Source organism: Pseudoalteromonas sp. G5_S1_14_S5, assembly GCF_054968605.1.
Genome location: NZ_JBQKUM010000012.1, coordinates 33,864 through 56,110, shown reverse-complemented (window position 1 = coordinate 56,110; position 22,247 = coordinate 33,864). Strand labels below are relative to the sequence as shown.

The window sequence follows — 22,247 nt, the reverse complement described above, 5'->3', positions numbered from 1 at the left end:
ATGATGTAAGGAGATAGCCATGACAACTCAAACGATACCAAGCGAGAAAAAAAAGGGCGGCTTCTTTGCCAACTTTAAATTCCCTTCTGCTTATACCATTCTGTTTATTTTAATTACATTCGTTGCTCTACTGACCTGGATTGTTCCAGCGGGCCAATATGACCGAGCAATGAATGAAGAATTAGGCCGAGAAGTGCCAGTAACCGGAACCTATCAAGCGGTTGAAGGTAACCCTCAAGGCGTGATTGACGTACTGCTAGCGCCGATTGATGGCTTCTACGACCATAATAGCTATGAAGCTGCTGCAATCGACGTTTCACTGTTCATTCTCATCATTGGTGGCTTCTTAGGGCTAGTTACCAAGACAGGTGCAATTGATGCTGGTATCGAACGCGTCACCGCACGCTTCGAAGGACGAGAAGAGTTGATGATACCAATACTGATGGCACTGTTTGCCGCCGGCGGCACTGTCTATGGTATGGCGGAAGAATCACTCCCATTCTATACGCTTCTTGTGCCTGTCATGATGGCAGCTCGCTTTGACCCTCTAGTGGCAACAGCGACTGTACTTCTAGGCTCGGGCATAGGGGTACTAGGTTCTACCATTAACCCGTTCGCAACGGTTATCGCGGCTAACGCTTCTGGCATCCCATTTACTGACGGTATTGTGGTGCGTGTGGCAATGTTGATTATTGGTTGGGGTATCTGTGTCGCTTACGTCATGCGCTATGCAAGAATGGTGCAAGCAGCCCCAAGCAAGTCGATTGTGTATGACAAGTACGAAGAAAACAAAGCGCACTTTCTTGGCAATTCAAGCAGAGAAAAACTGGAATTCACTGCGACTCGTAAACTGATTCTAACTATTTTTGGTGGCTCATTCGCGGTAATGATTTATGGCGTATCCGTTGCTGGATGGTGGATGGCGGAGATCTCTGCGATGTTCCTAGCAGCGACCATCATTGTCGGTATTGTGGCTCGCATAAGCGAAGAAGAGTTTACCTCAAGCTTCATTGACGGCGCACGTGACCTGCTCGGTGTAGCGCTAATCATAGGTATTGCACGTGGTATTGTGGTGGTGATGGACCGCGGAATGATCACCGATACGATTCTGTTCTCTGCAGAGCAGATGGTCACCGGGCTCTCATCCGTTATCTTTATTAACGTGATGTTCTTCCTAGAGATTCTATTGTCATTCTTAGTGCCATCGACATCAGGCCTAGCAGTACTGACCATGCCTATCATGGCGCCATTGGCTGACTTTGCAGGTGTTAGTAGAGACCTTGTGATTACCGCTTACCAATCAGCTTCAGGCTTGGTAAACCTCATTACCCCAACCTCTGCGGTGGTAATGGGTGGCTTGGCGATAGCTCGTGTGCCTTACGTACGCTGGGTAAAATGGGTCATGCCATTGATCGGTATCTTAACCGTGTTCTGCATCGTAGTACTGAGTATTGGTGCGCTTATCTAGCATCCCTTAAGCAAACACACTTCCATTCAAAGTCGCTTCGATAGCGGCTTTTTTAGATCTATCGCTAGCTCAACCAGTTTTACCATTACTGCAGCCCATAGCGAACTCAGCAGCTCCCAAGAAGCGCTATCTCAACGCCCCAACTCACCTGTAAACATCACAGACAAAGCTAACAAAACCACTCATTATTTACCAAGGTGATATATGGGGAAATATTTAGTCATGCATTAGCGTTAAATATATTTACAGATTTATTAAAAGTAACGACAAAAAATAAATAAATGGTCAAACCCAATTAAAAAAAACCTCATAAGTCCTATATTAAAACGTGACCCAAATAACTTTATAAGAATTTAATTTGTTAACGGATAATTAATTCCACATTCAAAATTAAATATATAAATAAAAATACTGCATACTTTCACTTTCAGCTCACTTTTATCAATTAAAGTACATTGCATATAAACCCCCACTATTTAGATTTTACTAATCTGGAATAGAAAAACATGAATAATGTTCCCCCAGGATTAACTTTTTAGAAGCAATCGATGATAGTTCAAAGTGCATAAAATTTGTTAAAACCCTTGTTTCTAAAGGGATGAGGGATAAAAAATGATTTGTGATAGATCTCTAAGAATCCCTGAGTAGCAGGCGTAATATTAACTCCAGACAAGAGATATGAATAAATAATTCATTATCCTCAACTGGAAAATAAATAATTACTCTTAGCAATGAAAGTAATTCAAATATTTAAGAGAGAGGCGATCATGAGTAAGTTCTATGTAGGTTCTGAAATAGGTCAATTGCGTCGTGTTCTAGTTCATCGCCCAAGACGCGCACTGACTCACTTAACACCATCTAACTGTCACGATTTGCTGTTTGATGACGTACTGGCTGTTGAGCGTGCAGGTAAAGAGCATGACGTATTCACTCAAACGCTACGTGATCAGGGTGTTGAGGTTCTTCTTCTTACTGACCTACTAGCAGATACCCTAGCCGTACCGGAAGCGAAAGACTGGCTACTGAACTGCCAAGTGTCTGATTACCGTTTGGGTAAAACTTTTGCTAACGACGTACGCTGCTACTTAGCTGACTTACCAAACCTAGAGCTTGCAAAAATCCTAACCGGCGGTCTGTCTTACGCTGAAATGCCGATGAAGTCTTCTTCAATGATGCAAGGCATGTTCACACCAACCGACTTCATTATTGAGCCTTTACCAAACCACCTATTTACTCGCGACACCTCTTGCTGGGTTTACGGTGGTGTATCGATCAACCCAATGGCGAAACCAGCACGTCAACGCGAAACCAACCACGTGCGTGCGATTTACCGTTGGCACCCAACCTTCGCAGGCCAAGACTTCATTAAATACTTCGGCGATGAAGAGAGCATCAACTACGACAACTCAACGATTGAGGGTGGCGACGTACTTGTTATCGGCCGCGGCACAGTGCTTATCGGTATGTCGGAGCGTACCACGCCACAAGGTGTTGAACAGTTAGCGTCAAACCTGTTCAAACACGGCCAAGCGAAGCAAGTTATCGCTATGCAGCTACCAAAACACCGCTCTTGCATGCACCTAGACACGGTAATGACACACATGAACGAAGATACGTTCTCTGTTTACCCTGAAGTGGTGAGTAAAGATGTGAAGTGCTGGAACCTAACCGGTGATGAGTCTGGTGCGGTGAAATTGAAAGAAGAAGGCTACTTCGTTACCGCTATCGAAAAAGCATTGGGCGTAGACAAGCTAAACCTCATCACTACTGGTGGTGACAACTTCCATGCAGAACGTGAGCAGTGGAATGATGCGAACAACGTTCTTACGGTGAAACCTGGCGTCGTTATTGGCTACGAAGGTAACACCTACACCAACGAAAAATACGATAAAGCAGGCATCACAGTGCTGACAATTCCTGGAGACGAGCTTGGTCGTGGCCGTGGTGGCGCACGTTGCATGAGCTGCCCTATTGAGCGTGATGGTATCTAATCACTAAGACGAAACAGCCAAGTTGATGAACGCAAATAACCTCAACTTGGCCCCAATAAGAGAACACAATTATGACTAAACAAACTGTTGTTGTTGCACTCGGTGGTAACGCCCTACTTCGTCGCGGTGAGTCGTTAGAAGCTGACGTTCAGCGCCGCAATATTGAGACAGCGGTGAAAACCATCTCTGAAATCGCCAAAGAGTACAACGTGGTGTTAGTGCACGGTAATGGTCCACAAGTTGGCTTACTTGCTCTGCAAGGTTTGGAATACAAGAAAGTAAATCCATACCCACTGGATGTATTGGGCAGCGAAACGCAAGGCATGATCGGTTACATGCTGATGCAAGAGTTCAAAAACTATCTGCCGAACCGCAACATCTCATGCATGTTGACCCAAATGACGGTTGATCCAAACGACCCTGCGTTTGCCGATCCAACCAAGCCAATCGGCCCAATCTACGAAGAAGCAGAAGCGCGTGAATTGGCAGAAAAGTTCCACTGGATAGTAAAACCAGACGGCCAACACTTCCGTCGTGTTGTGCCAAGCCCAAGACCAACCGGCATCGTTGAACATGAAGCGATCACCCAGCTTATCGAAGCGGGTCACCTAGTAATCTGCACTGGCGGTGGCGGCATTCCAGTGAAAAAAGAGCATGGCAAATTGGTTGGTGTCGAAGCGGTTATCGACAAAGACATGTCCGCCGCTTTCTTAGCAAAACAATTGAATGCCGATGCACTACTGATTCTGACTGACGCAGACGCGGTTTACCTAGATTGGGGCAAACCGACTCAACACGCACTGCGCAGTACTACGCCAGGTGAACTTACGAAGTTCGAATTTGATGCCGGCTCCATGGGACCAAAAATTGAAGCATCGTGCGAATTCATCCAACAAGGCGGCAAAGTCGTCGGTATCGGTGCACTCGAAGATGGTTTGCAAATTCTGCAAGGCCAAGCGGGTACCAACATCACCAAAGATTAATCCACTCGTGAGCTTTTCAAACCTTGCGAGAAAACTGAATCACCGTTTGAACTGAAATTAATACACAAAAATTAAATCGTGCTTTCTTGAATTTTCTTTCCCTGTAACAGGAAAGCGCCTAAATCTAAGAAGGAATACATCATGGCTTTTAACCTACGCAATCGTAACTTCCTAAAACTACTAGATTTCACTCCACGCGAAATTCAACATTTGTTAGATCTTTCAATGGAGCTTAAAAAAGCGAAGTACAACGGTTACGAACAGCCACAACTGACTGGCAAAAACATCGCACTTATCTTTGAGAAAACCTCAACTCGTACTCGCTGTGCATTCGAAGTGGCAGCATTCGACCAAGGTGCTCGCGTCTCTTACTTAGGCCCATCTGGTTCTCAAATTGGTCACAAAGAATCGATGAAAGATACCGCTCGCGTTCTTGGCCGCATATACGATGGCATTGAATACCGTGGCTTCGGTCAAGAGATTGTTGAGGAGCTAGGCGCTTACGCTGGTGTACCGGTATGGAATGGTCTGACTGACGAATTCCACCCAACTCAAATCTTGGCAGACTTCCTGACCATGACTGAATACGGCCGTGGCAAACAGCTACATGAAATCAAGTTTGCTTATCTAGGTGATGCTCGTAACAACATGGGTAACTCTCTAATGGTTGGCGCAGCGAAAATGGGCATGGACATTCGCCTTGTAGCTCCTAAGCAATTCTGGCCAGAAGAAGGGCTATTGGCTCAATGCCGTGAAATCGCAGAGCACACTGGCGGCAAAATCACCCTAACTGAAGATGTTCAAGAAGGCGTGCAAGATTGTGACTTCCTATACACCGACGTTTGGGTATCGATGGGTGAAGCGAAAGAAGCGTGGGCTGAGCGCATTAACCTAATGATGCCTTACCAAGTGAACATGGAAATGCTAAAAGCAACCGGTAACCCACACGTGAAATTCATGCACTGTCTACCAGCTTTCCATGGCGAAGATACCACGGTAGGTAAACAGCTTACTGCAGAATATCCACAGCTAAAAGACGGTGTGGAAGTGACTGATGAAGTGGTCGAATCTGAATTCTCTATCGTGTTCGATGAAGCTGAAAACCGCATGCACACCATCAAAGCTGTGATGGTTGCAACACTAGGTAACTAATAAGCAAAACAGTTAAAAAGCTTAGAAGCAAAGCACTCTCTTATTTTCAAACCAGTCGATAATTTGAGTGCAATAACAGGGAAATGCGGGTGGCGTGCATGGGAATTTTCCCTTGGATAAAACCCGCATTTTTTTTCATTCATTTGAAAAGATTATTGCCTAAAAAAGTCGAAATTTTTCAGCCCCAACAAAAGCTTAAAAAGAAGTAAAAACGCAGGATAATTTGGCATAAATATCCATAAAATGAATACTTTACATAAAATATTGCGCGCTTTTTTTATCTGAGTATAATCCTCCGCAATTTGTCTAAAGAGAGCAAAAAATGAACCGCAGTTTTGTCGCACATGATTGTCAAACTACACGCCAAAGAGTGGCGTCGGTGTCATTTTTATTTTGCTCTATTGATCGTTTCGACGCCTCCTATTTTTAGGGGGCTTTTTTTTGTCCGCAATTTGACTGTATGCATAGAAGGAAGACCCGTTATGGCGCATTCGTTATTTAACAAGCACATCATCTCCATTCCTGAGCTCTCTCGTGATGAACTGGAGCTTATCGTCGATACCGCAGCAAGGCTCAAGGCTGAACCAAATCCAGAGTTGCTGAAAAATAAAGTCGTTGCGAGCTGTTTCTTTGAGCCTTCAACTCGAACTCGCCTCTCATTCGAAACCGCAGTTCAACGCCTTGGTGGCACAGTCATCGGTTTTGATAATGGCGGTAACACATCACTGGCTAAGAAAGGCGAAACGCTTGCCGATTCAGTGCAGGTGATTTCATCGTACGTTGATGCCTTTGTGATGCGTCACCCACAAGAAGGGGCGGCACGCTTGGCGTCTGAGTTCTCTAACAGTGTGCCAGTGGTGAACGGCGGTGATGGCGCGAACCAACACCCAACTCAAACCCTACTAGACCTGTTCTCGATTTACGAAACGCAAGGTACACTCGACAACCTCAATGTGGCGTTTGTCGGCGACCTTAAATATGGCCGCACCGTGCACTCATTGACGCAAGCACTATCAAAATTCAATAACGTGCATTTCTTCTTTATCGCACCTGAAGTATTAGCGATGCCGGATTACATCTGTGAAGAACTGGAAGTGATGGGCATTCAATACAGCACACACAGCAGTATTGAAGAAGTGGTACCGGAACTGGATGTGCTATACATGACTCGCGTACAGAAAGAGCGCTTTGATGCATCAGAATACGCACACATGAAATCGGCTTACATCCTCACCGCCGACACATTGAAAGACGCCCGCCAAAACATGAAAGTGCTTCACCCACTGCCACGCGTTGACGAGATCACCACCGACGTTGATAAAACACCACACGCTTACTACTTCGAGCAAGCTGAAAATGGTGTATACGCTCGCGAAGCCCTATTAGCCCTAGTTCTAAACGACACTTTATAAGCAGGAGACACAGTCATGGTTAAACAAACTCAGCTACAAGTAGAAGCGATCCGTAACGGCAGCGTCATTGACCACATCCCTGCTCACCTAGGTATCAAAATCCTTAAACTGTTCAAGATGCACAAAACCGAACAGCGCATCACCATGGGATTAAACCTGCCATCATCCGCGCTGGGTCACAAAGACCTGATCAAAATTGAGAACATCTTTCTAACCAAAGAGCAGGCGAACCAATTAGCTCTGTATGCGCCACAAGCAACAGTCAATCAGATTGAAGAGTACAAGGTTGTAAACAAACTGACGCTTGTACTGCCAGAGCAAATCAACAGCGTGTTTTCATGCCCAAATAGCAACTGTATTTCACACGGTGACCCCGTTGAAAGTAGATTTAAAGTGCAGCTAAAACAGGAAAATGTGCAGCTAAAATGCCATTACTGTGAAAAAGTATTCTCTCGCGAGATCATGAGTGAAATTCGCTAACCCTTATCCTAATTAGCACAAGGTCAAACCCTTGAAAAACACATGGATATTTATTCCCAATGTGGAATAAATATCCACTTACCTCAAGCATAAAGCACCAAAATATAAGTAAATAACCAGAATTTTATTTGGTGATCCCCTTCAAAAAGATAACTATCCTTTAGTGGTAGACTGAATGCATAGATGATCATACATCTCGCATACCCACCCTTCTTTACTTCAGGATTCGTCGGTAAGCCCTAATAAACAAATCGTACTCTACGGCTTTGGGAGTGCGCACGACGCTATGGACAAGCGGTATCACTGTTGACCTTAAGGAGTTGTTCATGAACCCGATCACTGAGCACGTTTGCTTGTATTCAGCTGAAGATAAAACACTGACTGCAGCGTGCAAACGCCTACTACAACAACAAAGCTTTTCTACCCAAAACCAGCTGCGCGAAAAGCTGGTCGAGATCGGCTATACCGGTATTAGCCAATCGACGGTATCTCGTATTTTGTCACAGCTCGGCGTAGTCAAAATCCAGAATGCCTGTGGTAAAAAGGTCTACTGCATCACGGTTGAAAGCGCGCCTGTACGTGTCGATGCGTCCATCTCATCGCAAATCGAATTAATCACTCATAACCAAGCAATGGTGATAGTAAAAACTCATCCAGGTTGTGCGCAGTTAGTCGCAAGATTAGTAGATATCGACCCACATACCGAGATTATCGGTACTGTTGGCGGCAACGACACCGTGTTAATTATTCCAAAAGACACAACCAATATCGATGCTTGTGAGCAAGTGGTAAAAGCACGCTTAGGTGTCGCTTAAATGGGGTACTGGCAAGGGCTTCCTATGCCTGCTGCAAGGCTGACCCTATCCCGATTACCTAAGAAAGTGAATTTCCCGCCCTAAGGGATATTTGCTAGACAATGAAACTAATAGCAAACTATTACGGTCTGATTGAGTTAAGATACCCATAACTTCATTAAATGACTAAATAGTATGCGACGACTTGCCACATTACTTTTTGTTTGTATTTCCCTATTCACCCAGCCTGCGTGGGCGCTTTTTGGAAATGACAACGCCGAGCCAAGCTTCGGAGGCAATAACAACGGTTTTGTTACTGTAGACCAAGCTTTCCCTTTCAATTACTACCAGCAAGATGGCAAGGTGCTTCTCGACTGGCAGGTAAAAGAAGGCTACTACCTCTATCAACATAGCCTCTCTTTTAGCGGCCAAAATCTCGCTATCGGTAATGTTGAGTTAGAAGATGGTAAACCACACCAAGATGAATTCTTTGGTGAAGTGAGTGTTTATACTCAACCGCTATTCGTACAAGTTCCTCTGCAAAGTTACCAAGATAGCTCACAGCTGATCGTTAAGTATCAAGGCTGTGCCGAGGCTGGCTTCTGCTACCCTCCAGAAACTCGTGTCATCGACATTGCACCGTTTGAAACGACGGGGTCAAGCGACACTGCAGCTAAAACTACCAGTAACCAAGCGAACACCTCACCACGAGTTGCTTCTACAAAAGCAGATGTGGCAAATAACACAGCACCACAATCAAGCGCACCCGTTTCAAAAGAAGCGAGCCTAGCCGATAAACTCGGTGACAGTTGGTGGACTCCATTGCTGTTCTTGGCGCTCGGAGTTGGCTTAGCCTTCACACCGTGTGTTCTGCCTATGTATCCAATCCTTACGGGCATCGTGTTAGGTGGTGGCAAGCTCAGCCAAGGTCGCGCGTTGATGTTATCCTTCATATACGTGCAAGGTATGGCGCTAACTTACACCCTACTGGGTTTGGTGGTTGCGTCTGCGGGTATGCAATTCCAAGCTGCGATGCAACATCCTTACGTGTTGATTGCGTTGAGCGTGCTATTCGTAGCATTAGCGATGTCGATGTTCGGCGTATATAACCTACAACTGCCGAGCGGTGTCCAAACCTGGCTCAACAACCAAAGCAACAAGCAGCAAGGTGGCAATACCTTGGGCGTGTTCGCTATGGGTGCGATATCTGGCTTGGTATGTTCACCTTGTACTACAGCCCCACTCTCGGGTGCGTTGCTGTATGTTGCTCAAAGTGGCGACCTATTTACCGGTGCAATTGCTCTGTACGCGTTAGCCATGGGTATGGGTATTCCGCTAATCTTGGTGGCGGTATTCGGCAATAAGCTACTGCCAAAAGCGGGCAGCTGGATGGACAAGGTGAAGGTCGTATTCGGCTTTATCTTGTTAGCAGCACCAATCTTCCTACTAGAACGCATCATCCCTGAGCCATGGGCAACCGCGCTTTGGTCTGGCCTTGGTTTCATCGCCTTCGGTTGGTTGTATCACAGCAAGAACGCACTGCCATTTGGTGGCTGGAAGCAAAGTGCAGTAGGTATTATCGCAATGCTTGGTCTGTTTGCTTCTGCTCAACCTGCACTCAATTACTGGTTTGCAGAAAAGAGCGTTGTAGTGGAACAGCAGATCCAGTTTACACGCATTAACACTGTTGAAGAGCTTGAAATCCAGCTCATTGAAGCGAAGAAACTGGGTAAACCGGTAATGCTCGATTTCTACGCCGACTGGTGTGTGGCATGTAAAGAGTTTGAGAAGTACACCTTCCATCAAGCAGATGTCGAGAACAAACTGTCTGACTTCGTGTTACTTCAAGCAGACGTAACGCGAAACATGCCTCAAGACATTGAATTACTGAGGCAGATGCAGGTACTTGGCTTACCAACCATTGAGTTCTGGGATAGCGAGGGCAACCATGTTCCAAATGCTCGCGTGACTGGTTTTATGCCTGCCGATCTATTCTTAAAACACATGCAAGACCACCAGCTATAACGGCAACATTGGTCTAAATGCTTTGCTGACAAAGCCGCCCCGCCCCTCATCACGAGATGGCAGTGCGGCTTTTTGTTATAGCAAGAAACGCTTTCGTAGAAAGGGGATAAAAGTCGATATGGTTCAGACTTTTAAAGCATAGATATTGTCCACATACTCAATCAAGATGATAATAAATATTAACTAAATTGTTAAAAGTATGGACGTCATGGACTCGACCTACACCATCATCATTGCTGATGACCACCCTCTCTTCCGCAACGCCCTATTTCAGTCAGTTCATATGGCGATCAGCGGTGCGAACCTGCTTGAGGCCGACTCTCTCGACGCGTTACTGACTCTGCTTAAAAAAGAAGATGAACCCGACCTACTGCTGCTCGATCTAAAAATGCCGGGAGCCAATGGGATGTCTGGTCTGATTCAGCTTCGTGCAGAATACCCAGATCTACCGATTGTCGTGATCTCGGCAAGTGAAGAGGCTAGCGTGGTCACTCAAGTGAAAAGCCATGGTGCGTTTGGTTTTATTCCAAAGTCGAGTGACATGCGTGAATTGGTGAGTGCACTGAATCAAGTGCTGAATGGCGACCCATTCTTCCCTGAAGGACTGATTACTAACAATGCGGCTTTTAGCGACCTTGCGGAAAAAATTGCCACACTGACGCCACAACAATATAAGGTGCTAGGGATGCTTTCCGATGGCCTGCTGAACAAACAAATCGCCTATGAACTGAATGTTTCGGAAGCAACCATCAAGGCGCACATGACAGCCATCTTCCGAAAACTGGACGTAAAAAACCGAACTCAAGCGGTTATCTTACTGCAAGAAGTCCATAATTAAGCGCCACTGATATCCTCTTCTAAAGTCGTCTTAGGTAAACATAAACCCAGCTTGACGGCTTTATGATCTTCTGTCTCTGCAACCACCCAATTGATGTCATGCCACTCAAAACTATCACCTAATACTGGATGAGGACCAAGTTCGCGCTCAGCCAGCTCTTTTAGCGTCATCTCTCGCTCTTCTTCAGAACCAAGCTCAATGCCATAGCAATCACTCACCGCCGCTATCGACAAACCAACCTCAAGGAAGAAATCACCAAAGAATCGTGCAACCTCTTCAGCTTCCGGCGCCTCACTGAACAATTCACTTAAGCTGTCTAAGTCTTTGTCTTGACCAAGCACACAAAGAATATCGTTCGCTTCTAACACAGTGCTACCCGACGGGTGAAGCAAAGCGTCTTGTCGAAACAGCGCGGTAATACGTGTACCCTCTGGCATCGACAAGCGCTTAAGCGGCTCACCGACACACCACTTCTCTTCTTTCAGCTTGTAGACAAACATCTCCCATTCGCTGGTCGGGTAAATCTCGATACCAGTACGTGAAATAGGTGTCGGTGTTGGTGGCAAGGTGACTTGAGCCAGCCTCGCAACCTTCATCAAGCTACCACCTTGAACAATTAACGAGACCATAACCACGAAGAACGCGATATTGAAATACAGCTGAGCATTAGGCAGACCCGCTATCATCGGGAATACCGCCAAAATGATCGGTACCGCTCCACGTAAACCTACCCAAGAAACAAACCAACGCTCCTTGGTGGTAAAACGTCGAAATGGCAGCAAACCTAACCAAACCGACAGCGGACGAGCAAACAGAATCATACCGAAAGCTAGCGCCAAGGCAGGCAGCGCAATCTCCATCAATGTCGATGGTGTTACCAAGAGACCAAGAACCAAGAACATCACAATCTGGCTTAGCCAGGTCATGCCATCAAGAACATTGAGAATCGAGTGTCGAGAACGTGTTGGACGATTACCAATGAACAAGCCCACAAGGTAAATCGACAAGATGCCACTGCCGCCAAGCATATTAGAGAAAGCAAACTGAGCCACACCGCCACTCAGTACCAGAATCGAGTAAAGACCATCAGCCAACTGTATTCGGTTGATTAGACTCCACAGAACCCAACCGCCACCGAGGCCGATAAGCGTACCGACACCAAATTGCATCGCGAAGCTTTTAAGCAGGAAGTTCATCCCCATCTCTGCATCTGGGGTGCCAAGTAGCGCGATTAAGGTCACCGTTAAGAAGACCGCCATTGGATCGTTGGTACCAGATTCTATCTCTAAGGTTGAACCAACACGCTCGTTAAGGCTCTGTCCTTTGAGCAGAGAAAATACCGCAGCGGCATCGGTCGAGCCCACAATCGCCCCTACCAAAATACCTTGCATCAATGATAGGTCGAAGAGCCAAGCCGCCATTAAGCCGGTGAGAGTCGCTGTACAAGCCACACCTATCGTGGCTAACGACAGAGAGGGCCAAAACGCGACCTTAAAACTCGCCACCTTAGTACGCATACCACCATCAAGCAAGATCACGGCAAGCGCGAGGTTACTCACCAAGTAAGTTAATGAATAGTCATCAAAATTGATGCCGCCGGGGCCATCTTCGCCCGCCAACATACCAACAAACAAAAAGATCAAAAGAATCGGAACGCCCAATCGTGAGGACACTTGTGAGAAAAGCACACTGATGGCGATGAGCACGGCACCAGTTAAAAATAAGTGATTAATAGTTATTGCGTCCAATTCGTTCCCCCAAAGAATAAAACTCGTGATTAAAGCATGTCGAATTTCTGCTATTAAGCAAGAAAAGGGCTCTAAAAGCAGCGTAATTACTATAACAAACTTATATTTCCCTTCTTGTCATATGCAGGACTAAATAATGATTCTCTGTCATTTAGTTGTTAAATTTTATTACTCCCTCACTAATTCATCCCTTTTTGTTAGACTTTTGGCTAAGTTAACAACCTTGTAACATCGCATTTTTATATGGTTTTGTCTCCCGACTCCAATATTTCAGTGAATTAGGGCTAATACCGTCCCGACTAAAGTTGCACAGACCACTTGACTTATCCTTGCTACATTTCAAATCGTAACATTACGTTAACACAACTAAATTCTACGGAAACGGAATAAAGGAGAAGGCAATGGCGTTCGAATCTACGGAACATGCTCAAGCCTACTGGAAGGAAAACTTGGGAATTATGGGAACACTGCTCGCGATCTGGTTCGCAGTGTCTTACGGCGCAGGCATCTTATTTGTTGATGCCCTCAACACCGTTCAGTTTGGCGGGTTCAAGCTCGGCTTTTGGTTCGCTCAACAAGGCTCGATATATACCTTCGTGGCGCTGATATTCATTTACGTTGTCCGCATGAATGCGCTCGACAAAAAATACAACGTACAGGAAGACTAGAGGCTAGAAAATGGATATTCAAACTTGGACGTTTATTCTCGTCGGTATCACTTTCGCACTGTATATCGGCATCGCAATCTGGGCTCGTGCAGGGTCTACCAGTGAATTCTACGTTGCGGGCGGTGGTGTACACCCAGTAGCAAACGGTATGGCGACAGCCGCTGACTGGATGTCGGCAGCGTCATTCATCTCAATGGCAGGTATCATCTCATTCGTTGGTTACGACGGTGCGGTTTACCTGATGGGTTGGACAGGTGGTTATGTACTACTTGCGCTATGTTTAGCACCTTACCTACGTAAGTTCGGTCAGTTTACGGTTCCTGATTTCATCGGTGAGCGTTACTACTCGAAAACAGCACGTATGGTAGCGGTATTCTGTGCAATCTTCGTATCATTCACATACGTTGCAGGCCAGATGCGTGGTGTGGGCGTAGTATTCTCTCGTTTCCTAGAGGTCGACATTAACCTAGGTATCATCATTGGTATGGGTATTGTGTTCTTCTACGCAGTACTTGGTGGCATGAAAGGCATCACTTATACTCAGGTAGCTCAATTCTGTGTCCTCATTTTCGCCTTCCTTGTTCCAGCAATCTTTACGTCAATCATGATGACAGGTAACCCGCTCCCACAAGTTGGTATGGGTTCAACGATTTCAGGCACAGACGTTTACCTTCTCGATAAACTGGATGGACTCACCGAAGAACTCGGATTTACCGCCTATACCGAAGGTAACAAGAGCATGGTGGATGTATTCTTCATCTGTGCAGCTCTAATGGTGGGTACAGCAGGTCTTCCACACGTAATCATCCGTTTCTTCACAGTACCTAAAGTACGTGACGCTCGTATCTCAGCAGGTTGGGCACTACTGTTCATCTCATTGCTGTACACAACAGCACCAGGCGTTGCAGCATTCGCTCGTGTAAACATGATCGAAACGATTAACGGCCCAGACATGCAAGGTGTCGCTGCAGCAGACGCACCTAGCTGGTACAAAAACTGGGAAAGCACTGGCCTAGTAGGTTGGGAAGATAAGAACGGCGATGGCAAAATGTTCTACTCGGGCGATGAGCGCAACGAGATGAAGATTAACCGTGACATCATCGTACTGGCTTCTCCTGAGCTAGCAAAACTACCAAACTGGGTTGTAGCTTTACTGGCAGCAGGTGGCCTAGCAGCCGCACTATCAACAGCAGCAGGTCTGCTACTGGTAATATCAACATCGATTTCACATGACTTGTTGAAGAAAGGCTTCAGACCAAACATGACCGACAAGCAGGAGCTCCTAGCCGCTCGTTTGGCAGCAATTGTCGCGATTATCGGTGCTGGTTATTTAGGTATTAACCCACCAGGCTTCGTAGCTCAGGTAGTAGCGTTTGCCTTCGGCTTAGCCGCAGCATCCTTCTTCCCAGCCATTATCCTAGGTATCTTCTACAAGAAGATGAACAAGGAAGGCGCGATTGCAGGTATGTTGACAGGTATCGCCTTCACAGCAAGCTACATCATCTACTTCAAGTTCATTAACCCAGCAGCAAGCACACCTGAAAACTGGTGGTTTGGTATCAGCCCAGAAGGGATCGGTACGCTAGGTATGTGTCTAAACTTCGTAGTATCAATTGCGGTAAACAAAGTGACTGCTGAAGTACCACAAGACGTGCAAGAGATGGTTGAAAACATCCGTTACCCTAAAGGTGCAGGTCAAGCTCACGACCACTAAGCATGACCACGAAACAAAGATGTTTAACAAAAAATGAATCAGTACTTACATTGTAGGGGTTAGGCACTGAATCTCAGAAAGCCGGTACGTTATGTATCGGCTTTTTTCTTTTGTCTGCCGTTTTATAAAAACAGAAACAAAGGGTTGTGTTTAAAGTCTCATTTGATAATAATTATCATTAACATCCAATAAAGAGATGAAGATGATGAAAGAGCAGCAGGTTCTCTATTCGAGGTTCTATAAAGCGCAGGATCGCTTTACCACCTTAAAGCAAGCTCACGGTCACGAGCCGTTTGTAATTCGAGACTACATCGAGTGTGCACAAACGCTTGCCGCATACTATGAAAAACACGCCGCCCAAGAAAATATTTTGCTGTGCGAGCTGTACCTGCGCCAAGTTTTCTTCCATCTGATTGAAGCAATTGAGTCACCTGAGCGCAGTTTTACCTTTCGTCATATCTGCCTAGACTCAATTCACTCACCTCTATTTTATCTAAAACGCCACTACTGCCAGCAACCACATGGCCAAGCGCGTTTTTTGAAACTCAGCCAGACACTACAACAAGTCCAAGCTCCACTTGGCTAACAAGGATAAAAGATGACCCTACAATTTCGAATTGAAAAAGACAGCATGGGAGAAGTAAAAGTTCCTGCTGATGCACTCTACCAAGCACAAACGCAACGTGCCGCAGATAACTTCGCATTTAGCTCCCACAAAATGCCCACCAACTTTATCCAAGCACTGGCGCTAATTAAACAAGCAGCTGCTGATACCAATGCTCAATTAGGCTTATTAGAAGGTGATATTGCCAATGCGATCGCCGATGCGAGCCAAGAGATCATTGATGGTAAACATCTCGATCAATTCCCGATCGATGTTTATCAAACCGGCTCTGGTACTAGCTCCAACATGAACGCCAACGAAGTGATTGCAACACTCGCTTCCAGAAGTTTGCAAGGCGACGTGAACCCGAACGATCACGTCAATATGGGCCAAAGCAGTAACGATGTGGTACCAACAGCTATTCAAGTCAGTGTCGCACTCACTGCTGAAAACAAGCTGCTACCAGCACTAAGTCACTTGTCTGAAGCACTGAGCGTTAAACAGCAAGAGCTTGCTGAGGTCGTGAAAACCGGTCGCACTCACCTAATGGATGCGATGCCGATTACCTTTGCTCAAGAGTTGGGTGGCTGGAAGTTCCAGATTGAACACGCTAAACAAGCGATTGAAAGCAGCCTGCCCGCTATTAAAGCGCTTGCTCAAGGTGGAACGGCGGTAGGTACAGGCATCAATGCTGACCCTCGCTTTGCCGATAAGTTTGCAAGTAACCTGTCGCAGTCGACAAAGATCAGCTTTAACTCGAGTGAAAACTTCTTTTTTAACCTCAGTAGCCAAGATGCGATCGTTGCCTTTTCGGGTCAGCTTAAAACTGCAGCAGTTGCGATCATGAAGATCGCAAACGATCTTCGCTGGATGAACTCTGGTCCATTAGCTGGCTTAGGAGAGATTGAATTGCAGGCGCTACAACCAGGCTCATCTATCATGCCCGGTAAAGTGAACCCTGTGATTCCAGAAGCTGCAGCGATGGCGGCAGCGCAGGTGATTGGTAACGACACTACAATTACGGTCGCGGGCCAATCTGGCAACTTCCAACTGAATGTGATGCTGCCAGTGATTGCTCATAACGTATTAGAAAGTATCGAGCTTTTAGCTAACAGCTCTATTGCTCTGGCAGATAAAGCCATCGCTACTTTCACTGTACGCCAAGACAACCTGGATTTAGCGCTTTCAAAGAATCCAATTCTGGTGACGGCGCTTAATCCTGTGATTGGTTACCTAAAGGCAGCTGATATTGCCAAGAAAGCCTACAAAGAGGGTTTGCCAATCCTTGATGTTGCAGAAAGAGAAACCGATCTAAGCCGAGAAGAGCTCAGCAAGCTGCTTGACCCAACCGCTCTCACTCAAGGTGGTATCGCAGGTTAAAACCAGTAATTCATAACAAATCTACCAGATCGAAAAAGGCCTCAGATGAGGCCTTTTTAGGATCTAATAGTTTATGGAAAATAGTTAATTCAATTAACTCACGCGATTCAATACCGCTCTGAGTTTTGGCGGCTTCACAGGCTTGGCAATAAAGCTAAAACTATTGGCTTTTATCGCTGCCAACATATCATCGGTTCTGTCGGCAGTGATGATGACTCCCTCAAAAGAGTCACCAAGGCGTAAACGACATTGTTGCAAAACCTCAAGCCCTGTTCTGCCATTATCGAGACGGTAATCAGAAAAGATCACATCGGGCTTCCAGTCACCATCTAGGCACTGCAAGCTTTCGACTAAATCAACCGCCGTTTTAACCTCACAACCCCAACGACCAATCAGGTTCTCCATCCCGACTAAAATCTCTCGTTCATTATCAACACACAAGATTTTAAGGTGCTCGATGTCACTGCTCGCGACGGGCGCCGCAGCTTGCATAACCGGAGCCACTTGTTCCGATCTTGCTAACGTAATAGAAAAAACACTGCCTCGTCCCGGCCATGAACGCATCGATATTTGATGGCCAAGCACATGAGCAATACCTTTCGAAATCGCGAGACCCAGCCCTAAGCCTTGATCGGAGCGGAGTTGGCTACCACGAGTGAACTCTTCGAAGATCTCTTGTTGCTTGTCTTCATCAATACCGGTTCCGTTATCCCACACATCGATTCGCACCTGCCCATTGACTCGTCTTGCTCCGAGCACAACTTTCCCTTCTGGGTTATAGCGGAAGGCGTTAGTCAAAAAGTTCTGAATCACTCGTCTCAGCAACTTAGGGTCAGAGTTAATAAACAGAGATGATGGGATCATCTTGAAATCGATTTTTTGCTGAGTCGCTAAGGCACTAAATTCCGCATTCAAGTTAGCAAGCACATCGTGCACCGCAATGGCATGAATGTTGGTTTCCAGTTTGCCAGACTCTAATCGTGAGATATCAAGCAAGTCGCCAATCAAGTCCTCGGCCGCGCCCAATGCACTTTCAATATGAGACGAAAGCTGTTTCACCTCTTGCTCTTTTGCTACCTCCGAAAGTGATGACGCAAACAAGCGTGCGGCATTCAGTGGCTGCATCAAATCGTGGCTCACCGCCGCTAAAAAACGGCTCTTAGATTGTGATTCCTGATCAGATATCTGTGTTGCTTTAACCAAACGATGGTTCAGCTTTTCGAGCTCTTGAGTTCGTTCGTGTACTCTTGATTCCAAGCTTTCATTCGCGTCTTTTAACGCCTGCTCTGCTTGTCTGAATACCGTGATATCAGTAAAGCTCATCACAAAGCCGCCGCTTGGCATTGGGTTACCTTGCACCTCAATCACTCGACCATCAGGACGAATACGAGAAGAGGTGTGTCGTGTACCTTGTTCCAAGTGATAAACACGGCGACGCACGTGATCTTCCGGGTCACCCGGACCACACAAACCTTGCTGCGCATTATGACGAATCACATCGGAGATCGGCCTGCCCACTTGTATCAAACCAGCAGGGAATTCAAACAGTTCCAAGTAACGCTGATTCCACGCCACCAACCTCATCTGTTTGTCCACCACGGCAATCCCTTGGCCAATGTGCTCAATCGCCCCTTGCAGTAAGCCACGGCTAAAATCGTACAACTCCGAGGCTTCATCAACGATGATCGCCACTTCTTCAAGCTGCATATTTCTGCCCTGCAAAGCAGAAGTAAGTACTAACTTCGCAGATGAAGCACCAAACACACCCGCCAACACGCGCTCAGCATGTCGAATCAAGCTTGCAGGCGCTTGCTGATTAGGAAGTAGTGGCTGACCTTGCTGCTGCCAGTAACTTTGGATAGCGCTTTTCGCTCGCTTGCGACCGACAAAGCGCGACGCCAACATCTCTAATTCAGCCACGGTTACACAGCTTTGATAAAGGCTAATGTTCTCATTTTCAGGCAGCGGCGTACCAACGAATGCCGCCGATTGTAAGCGCTCACTTAGGCTTGCTCTGGTCGAAATAGAAACCACGGCATAACACAAAGTATTGAGCACAATACTCAGCACTATCCCCCAGTTTGAACTGCTAATATCCCAACTATTGAGTAACTCTGGTGGTGTGATGATCCACAGCAGCAAGTTACTTTGACTGTCGCCAGCCAACATACTGGTTTGACTCATCAAAGTAATTAGCCAAATCACCGAGCCGACCATTAAACCGACATAAACCCCCTTGCGATTGCCAGGGCGCCAGTACAGACCACCGATCAGAGCCGGTGCAAATTGAGCAATCGCAGCAAACGAAAGGAAGCCGATAGCGGATAAAGAATGTATGGTATCGAGCGCCTGATAGAACAACCAAGCACCAAGGAGAAGCAGTAAAATAAGCCCACGACGAATCACCAATAGTAACCCAGAGAAGTGGCGGTGAGTCCTTTTGGTTAGGCGCATTCGGCGCAGCAATAGCGGCATCACTAGATCGTTCGACACCATGATCGCCAACGCGATGGTCGATACGATCACCATGCCACTGGCCGCTGATGTACCGCCAAGGAACGCAAGCAAGGCAATATGATTGGCGCCTTCAGCCATCGGCAGACTGATCACATACGTATCTGCAGGCATATTCGGAAGCAGCCCTTGCCCCGCCCATGCAATTGGCAGAACAAACAGCCCCATAAAAATCAGATAAAGCGGAAATAACCAGCGAGCGGTGTGCAGGTCTTGAGGGCGTTCATTCTCAACAACCATGGTATGAAACTGGCGCGGTAGACAGACAATCGCCAACATGGTCAAAACAGTATGGATAATTAAGGTCGGAATATTCGGCGACTCATAAGTGCTCGCTGCCACGTCTAGCAGGTCAATCTTGTCGCTGCTCATCGCCAGATAAATGATAAAGAGGCCAACAATCAAAAATGCCGCCAGCTTAACGATCGACTCAAACGCCACCGCCATCATCATGCCACGGTGATGTTCCGTGTTGTCGATGTGTCTTGTACCAAACAGCATGGTAAAAATGGCCAGCGCACCAACCACAAACCAAGAAACATGGTAATCCTGATAGCCAAAATCTTGCGCCAAACTCGGGGCGACAATATCCAGCCCCATTGTGATACCACGCAGTTGTAAGGCGATATAAGGAAGAATGCCGATCACTGCGATAACCGTCACCGCAACCGCTAGACCTTGAGATTTACCATAACGAGCCGCGATAAAGTCGGCAATTGAGGTAATGTGTTCCCGTTTCGCTATCAGAATCAGTCGCGCTAAGATCCGCCACCCAAGGGTGAAGACCAGAATCGGTGCGAGATAGATGGGTAAGAAAGACCAAGGATTATTACTCGCCTGACCCACCGTTCCGTAGAAGGTCCACGAGGTGCAATACACTGCAATAGAAAGGCTATAGATCCACGGTCGCCAACGCGATAACCAACGAACCTGCCTGTCTCCATACCAAGCGATCAGAAATAATACGCCCAAATAGGCTAAAGAGACTGGAATTACTACCCATCCTTGCATTGAAAACCCTTTCTTCATCCATAAAAAACCTCTCCATAAGGGAGAGGTTTCATTTAACTAAGGATGAATCATTAACTCAATCGCATCGCTTAAATTCTGTGCTTTAGACTCTAATAATCACGATCGGTTATCAGCTATGAACTTCTGACTCTGGTTGATTAACTTCAACCACAGAGCTTCTTTCCTCAAGCTTGATAAACAGGGCAATAGCACCCATCGCAGCCATTCCCCAGAAGATATTCGCGCCCCACAATTCGTAACCCCAACCACTTAAGGTCGTCATTAACGCGATAAAGGCGCCAAGTGGTATCGCATTGTAAAGTGCCTGCAGTGCCACCATTTTGTTCGACTCTTGAGACTGAATGTATTGAATGGCAGCGATATGTGCCATCGCAAATGTCACCCCATGCAGCAGCTGAGCCACTATCAATACTGGAATCGCAGTCGTTGATGCAGTAATACCCCAACGAGCCATTACTCCGATGCCAGCAATCACAAACAAAGTGCGCAATGATAATCCGGCAAACAATCGCTTGCTCAGAGCAAATACTGCCACCTCAGCAACCACAGCCAAGCTCCACAGATAACCGATGATCGCCTCAGAGTGCCCCGCCTCTTTCCAGTAAATCGCACTAAAGCTGTAATACGCGGCGTGGCTTCCTTGAAGCAGTGCCATCAATGCAAGAAACTTCACTACCGATGATTCACGTAACAGTTGACCAAGTTTAGGTCTTTCAGCCACTTGCTCAGACTCTGTCACCGGCATCACGTTTGGGTTTCTCATCGCGAGCAACAGAGAAAACAACACCCCTGCCAGTGCAGTATACAAAATCATATCCGTGCCAAATTCAGCCACCAGATAACCAACCACGGTAGAACCCGCAATAAATGCCACTGATCCCCACAAACGTGTACGTCCGTAATCGAGCATTTTGAGACGGCTGTAATGGTTCGCCATTGCATCCGAAAGCGGAATAATCGGTCCATAGCAGAGGTTGAACATCACCGTTGCTAGCAGCATCAATAAAAAGCTACCACCAGTAAAGAAATGGAAACCAACGAATAATAGCGCGACAAAACTTAGGCAACGCAATGCTGGCATTAAATGCTCAACTTTATAGATACGCGGTGTTATCACAAAGTTAGCAACACAACGCGTAGCCAAGCCCACCCCAATCAATACGCCAATGTCCCCTGCAGACACGCCTTGGTCTTCAAACCACAGCGCCCAAAATGGCAAATAAACGCCATAGGCAAAAAAGAAACCAAGAAAATACTGGGATATCCAGCCATAAGGGGAAGGATTAAACATAGGCGACCTATAAAAATGTGTGGAACAAGGGAGCGCCAATTATGCCTAGGTCACAAAAGATGAAAAAGGGAATTATTGCGGGGATAGTATTCCCATATTCAATGAGTTCAGATATCGCATTTCAGCAAGATATCTAAGCTCCCCAAGTCGCCA

The 22,247-nt window shown here is 46.4% G+C and carries 16 protein-coding genes; 13 read left to right on the top strand and 3 right to left on the bottom strand.

Translation table 11 applies throughout. The features are described from left to right. Positions 1–19 precede the first annotated feature (19 nt). The 9 genes from ACTRWI_RS05735 to ACTRWI_RS05695 all read left to right on the top strand — a co-directional run bounded on the left by ACTRWI_RS05735 (position 20) and on the right by ACTRWI_RS05695 (position 11,143). Positions 20–1,468, top strand: coding sequence for a YfcC family protein (locus tag ACTRWI_RS05735; RefSeq protein WP_499129839.1), 1,449 nt, complete (start codon positions 20–22; stop codon positions 1,466–1,468). 767 nt (positions 1,469–2,235) lie between these two features. Further along, positions 2,236–3,459 carry an arginine deiminase gene (gene arcA, locus ACTRWI_RS05730; RefSeq protein WP_499129838.1) on the top strand — a complete coding sequence of 408 codons (1,224 nt, stop codon included), beginning with the start codon at positions 2,236–2,238 and terminating at the stop codon, positions 3,457–3,459. Positions 3,460–3,530: 71 nt separating this feature from the next. Then, entirely contained in the window at positions 3,531–4,442 is a 912-nt protein-coding gene (gene arcC, locus ACTRWI_RS05725; RefSeq protein ID WP_499129837.1) for a carbamate kinase, read from the top strand. A gap of 141 nt (positions 4,443–4,583) precedes the next feature. Beyond that, positions 4,584–5,594, top strand: a complete 1,011-nt coding sequence (argF, locus tag ACTRWI_RS05720; protein WP_499129836.1) for an ornithine carbamoyltransferase — start codon at positions 4,584–4,586, stop codon at positions 5,592–5,594. Positions 5,595–6,076: 482 nt separating this feature from the next. After that, positions 6,077–7,006, top strand: coding sequence for an aspartate carbamoyltransferase (gene pyrB, locus ACTRWI_RS05715; RefSeq protein WP_499129835.1), 930 nt, complete (start codon positions 6,077–6,079; stop codon positions 7,004–7,006). A gap of 15 nt (positions 7,007–7,021) precedes the next feature. After that, entirely contained in the window at positions 7,022–7,486 is a 465-nt protein-coding gene (gene pyrI, locus ACTRWI_RS05710) for an aspartate carbamoyltransferase regulatory subunit (RefSeq protein ID WP_499129834.1), read from the top strand. A gap of 326 nt (positions 7,487–7,812) precedes the next feature. Then, positions 7,813–8,301, top strand: coding sequence for an arginine repressor (locus ACTRWI_RS05705; RefSeq protein WP_499129833.1), 489 nt, complete (start codon positions 7,813–7,815; stop codon positions 8,299–8,301). Between the two features lie 174 nt (positions 8,302–8,475). After that, positions 8,476–10,305, top strand: a complete 1,830-nt coding sequence (locus tag ACTRWI_RS05700; RefSeq protein WP_499129832.1) for a protein-disulfide reductase DsbD — start codon at positions 8,476–8,478, stop codon at positions 10,303–10,305. Positions 10,306–10,513: 208 nt separating this feature from the next. Continuing rightward, a complete protein-coding gene (locus ACTRWI_RS05695; protein WP_063525215.1) occupies positions 10,514–11,143 on the top strand; it encodes a response regulator in 630 nt (209 codons plus the stop codon). Here ACTRWI_RS05695 and ACTRWI_RS05690 read toward each other — a convergent pair. Next, the gene (locus tag ACTRWI_RS05690) at positions 11,140–12,891 is read right to left on the bottom strand and encodes a potassium/proton antiporter (protein WP_499129831.1); all 1,752 of its coding nucleotides are present in this window, start codon (positions 12,889–12,891) and stop codon (positions 11,140–11,142) included. The genes ACTRWI_RS05695 and ACTRWI_RS05690 overlap by 4 nt on opposite strands. Positions 12,892–13,292: 401 nt before the next feature. Between ACTRWI_RS05690 and ACTRWI_RS05685 the strand changes: the two genes are divergently transcribed. From ACTRWI_RS05685 to ACTRWI_RS05670, 4 genes are all read left to right on the top strand, one after another. Continuing rightward, positions 13,293–13,559, top strand: coding sequence for a DUF4212 domain-containing protein (locus ACTRWI_RS05685; RefSeq protein WP_008219570.1), 267 nt, complete (start codon positions 13,293–13,295; stop codon positions 13,557–13,559). A 10-nt stretch (positions 13,560–13,569) separates the two neighbouring features. Then, complete coding sequence (locus ACTRWI_RS05680; RefSeq protein WP_499129830.1) at positions 13,570–15,273, top strand: sodium:solute symporter family protein; 1,704 nt, start codon at positions 13,570–13,572, stop codon at positions 15,271–15,273. Between the two features lie 202 nt (positions 15,274–15,475). Continuing rightward, positions 15,476–15,859 carry a hypothetical protein gene (locus ACTRWI_RS05675; RefSeq protein ID WP_499129829.1) on the top strand — a complete coding sequence of 128 codons (384 nt, stop codon included), beginning with the start codon at positions 15,476–15,478 and terminating at the stop codon, positions 15,857–15,859. A gap of 12 nt (positions 15,860–15,871) precedes the next feature. Continuing rightward, positions 15,872–17,257, top strand: coding sequence for a class II fumarate hydratase (locus ACTRWI_RS05670; protein ID WP_499129828.1), 1,386 nt, complete (start codon positions 15,872–15,874; stop codon positions 17,255–17,257). Positions 17,258–17,350: 93 nt separating this feature from the next. Here the strand turns inward: ACTRWI_RS05670 and ACTRWI_RS05665 are convergent, their stop codons facing one another. Together ACTRWI_RS05665 and ACTRWI_RS05660 are read right to left on the bottom strand one after the other, a co-directional pair. Beyond that, a complete protein-coding gene (locus tag ACTRWI_RS05665; protein ID WP_499129827.1) occupies positions 17,351–20,782 on the bottom strand; it encodes a hybrid sensor histidine kinase/response regulator in 3,432 nt (1,143 codons plus the stop codon). A 130-nt stretch (positions 20,783–20,912) separates the two neighbouring features. Continuing rightward, positions 20,913–22,094, bottom strand: a complete 1,182-nt coding sequence (locus ACTRWI_RS05660; RefSeq protein WP_499129826.1) for a 3-phenylpropionate MFS transporter — start codon at positions 22,092–22,094, stop codon at positions 20,913–20,915. Positions 22,095–22,247: the final 153 nt, after the last annotated feature.

Excerpts from the sequence above, each read along its gene's own strand:
- ACTRWI_RS05735 (WP_499129839.1), top strand. The coding sequence starts at position 20 with ATGACAACTCAAACGATACCAAGCGAGAAAAAAAAGGGCGGCTTCTTT.
- arcA (WP_499129838.1), top strand. The coding sequence starts at position 2,236 with ATGAGTAAGTTCTATGTAGGTTCTGAAATAGGTCAATTGCGTCGTGTT.
- arcC (WP_499129837.1), top strand. The coding sequence starts at position 3,531 with ATGACTAAACAAACTGTTGTTGTTGCACTCGGTGGTAACGCCCTACTT.
- argF (WP_499129836.1), top strand. The coding sequence starts at position 4,584 with ATGGCTTTTAACCTACGCAATCGTAACTTCCTAAAACTACTAGATTTC.
- pyrB (WP_499129835.1), top strand. The coding sequence starts at position 6,077 with ATGGCGCATTCGTTATTTAACAAGCACATCATCTCCATTCCTGAGCTC.
- pyrI (WP_499129834.1), top strand. The coding sequence starts at position 7,022 with ATGGTTAAACAAACTCAGCTACAAGTAGAAGCGATCCGTAACGGCAGC.
- ACTRWI_RS05705 (WP_499129833.1), top strand. The coding sequence starts at position 7,813 with ATGAACCCGATCACTGAGCACGTTTGCTTGTATTCAGCTGAAGATAAA.
- ACTRWI_RS05700 (WP_499129832.1), top strand. The coding sequence starts at position 8,476 with ATGCGACGACTTGCCACATTACTTTTTGTTTGTATTTCCCTATTCACC.
- ACTRWI_RS05695 (WP_063525215.1), top strand. The coding sequence starts at position 10,514 with ATGGACTCGACCTACACCATCATCATTGCTGATGACCACCCTCTCTTC.
- ACTRWI_RS05685 (WP_008219570.1), top strand. The coding sequence starts at position 13,293 with ATGGCGTTCGAATCTACGGAACATGCTCAAGCCTACTGGAAGGAAAAC.
- ACTRWI_RS05680 (WP_499129830.1), top strand. The coding sequence starts at position 13,570 with ATGGATATTCAAACTTGGACGTTTATTCTCGTCGGTATCACTTTCGCA.
- ACTRWI_RS05675 (WP_499129829.1), top strand. The coding sequence starts at position 15,476 with ATGATGAAAGAGCAGCAGGTTCTCTATTCGAGGTTCTATAAAGCGCAG.
- ACTRWI_RS05670 (WP_499129828.1), top strand. The coding sequence starts at position 15,872 with ATGACCCTACAATTTCGAATTGAAAAAGACAGCATGGGAGAAGTAAAA.
- ACTRWI_RS05665 (WP_499129827.1), bottom strand. The coding sequence starts at position 20,782 with ATGCAAGGATGGGTAGTAATTCCAGTCTCTTTAGCCTATTTGGGCGTA.
- ACTRWI_RS05660 (WP_499129826.1), bottom strand. The coding sequence starts at position 22,094 with ATGTTTAATCCTTCCCCTTATGGCTGGATATCCCAGTATTTTCTTGGT.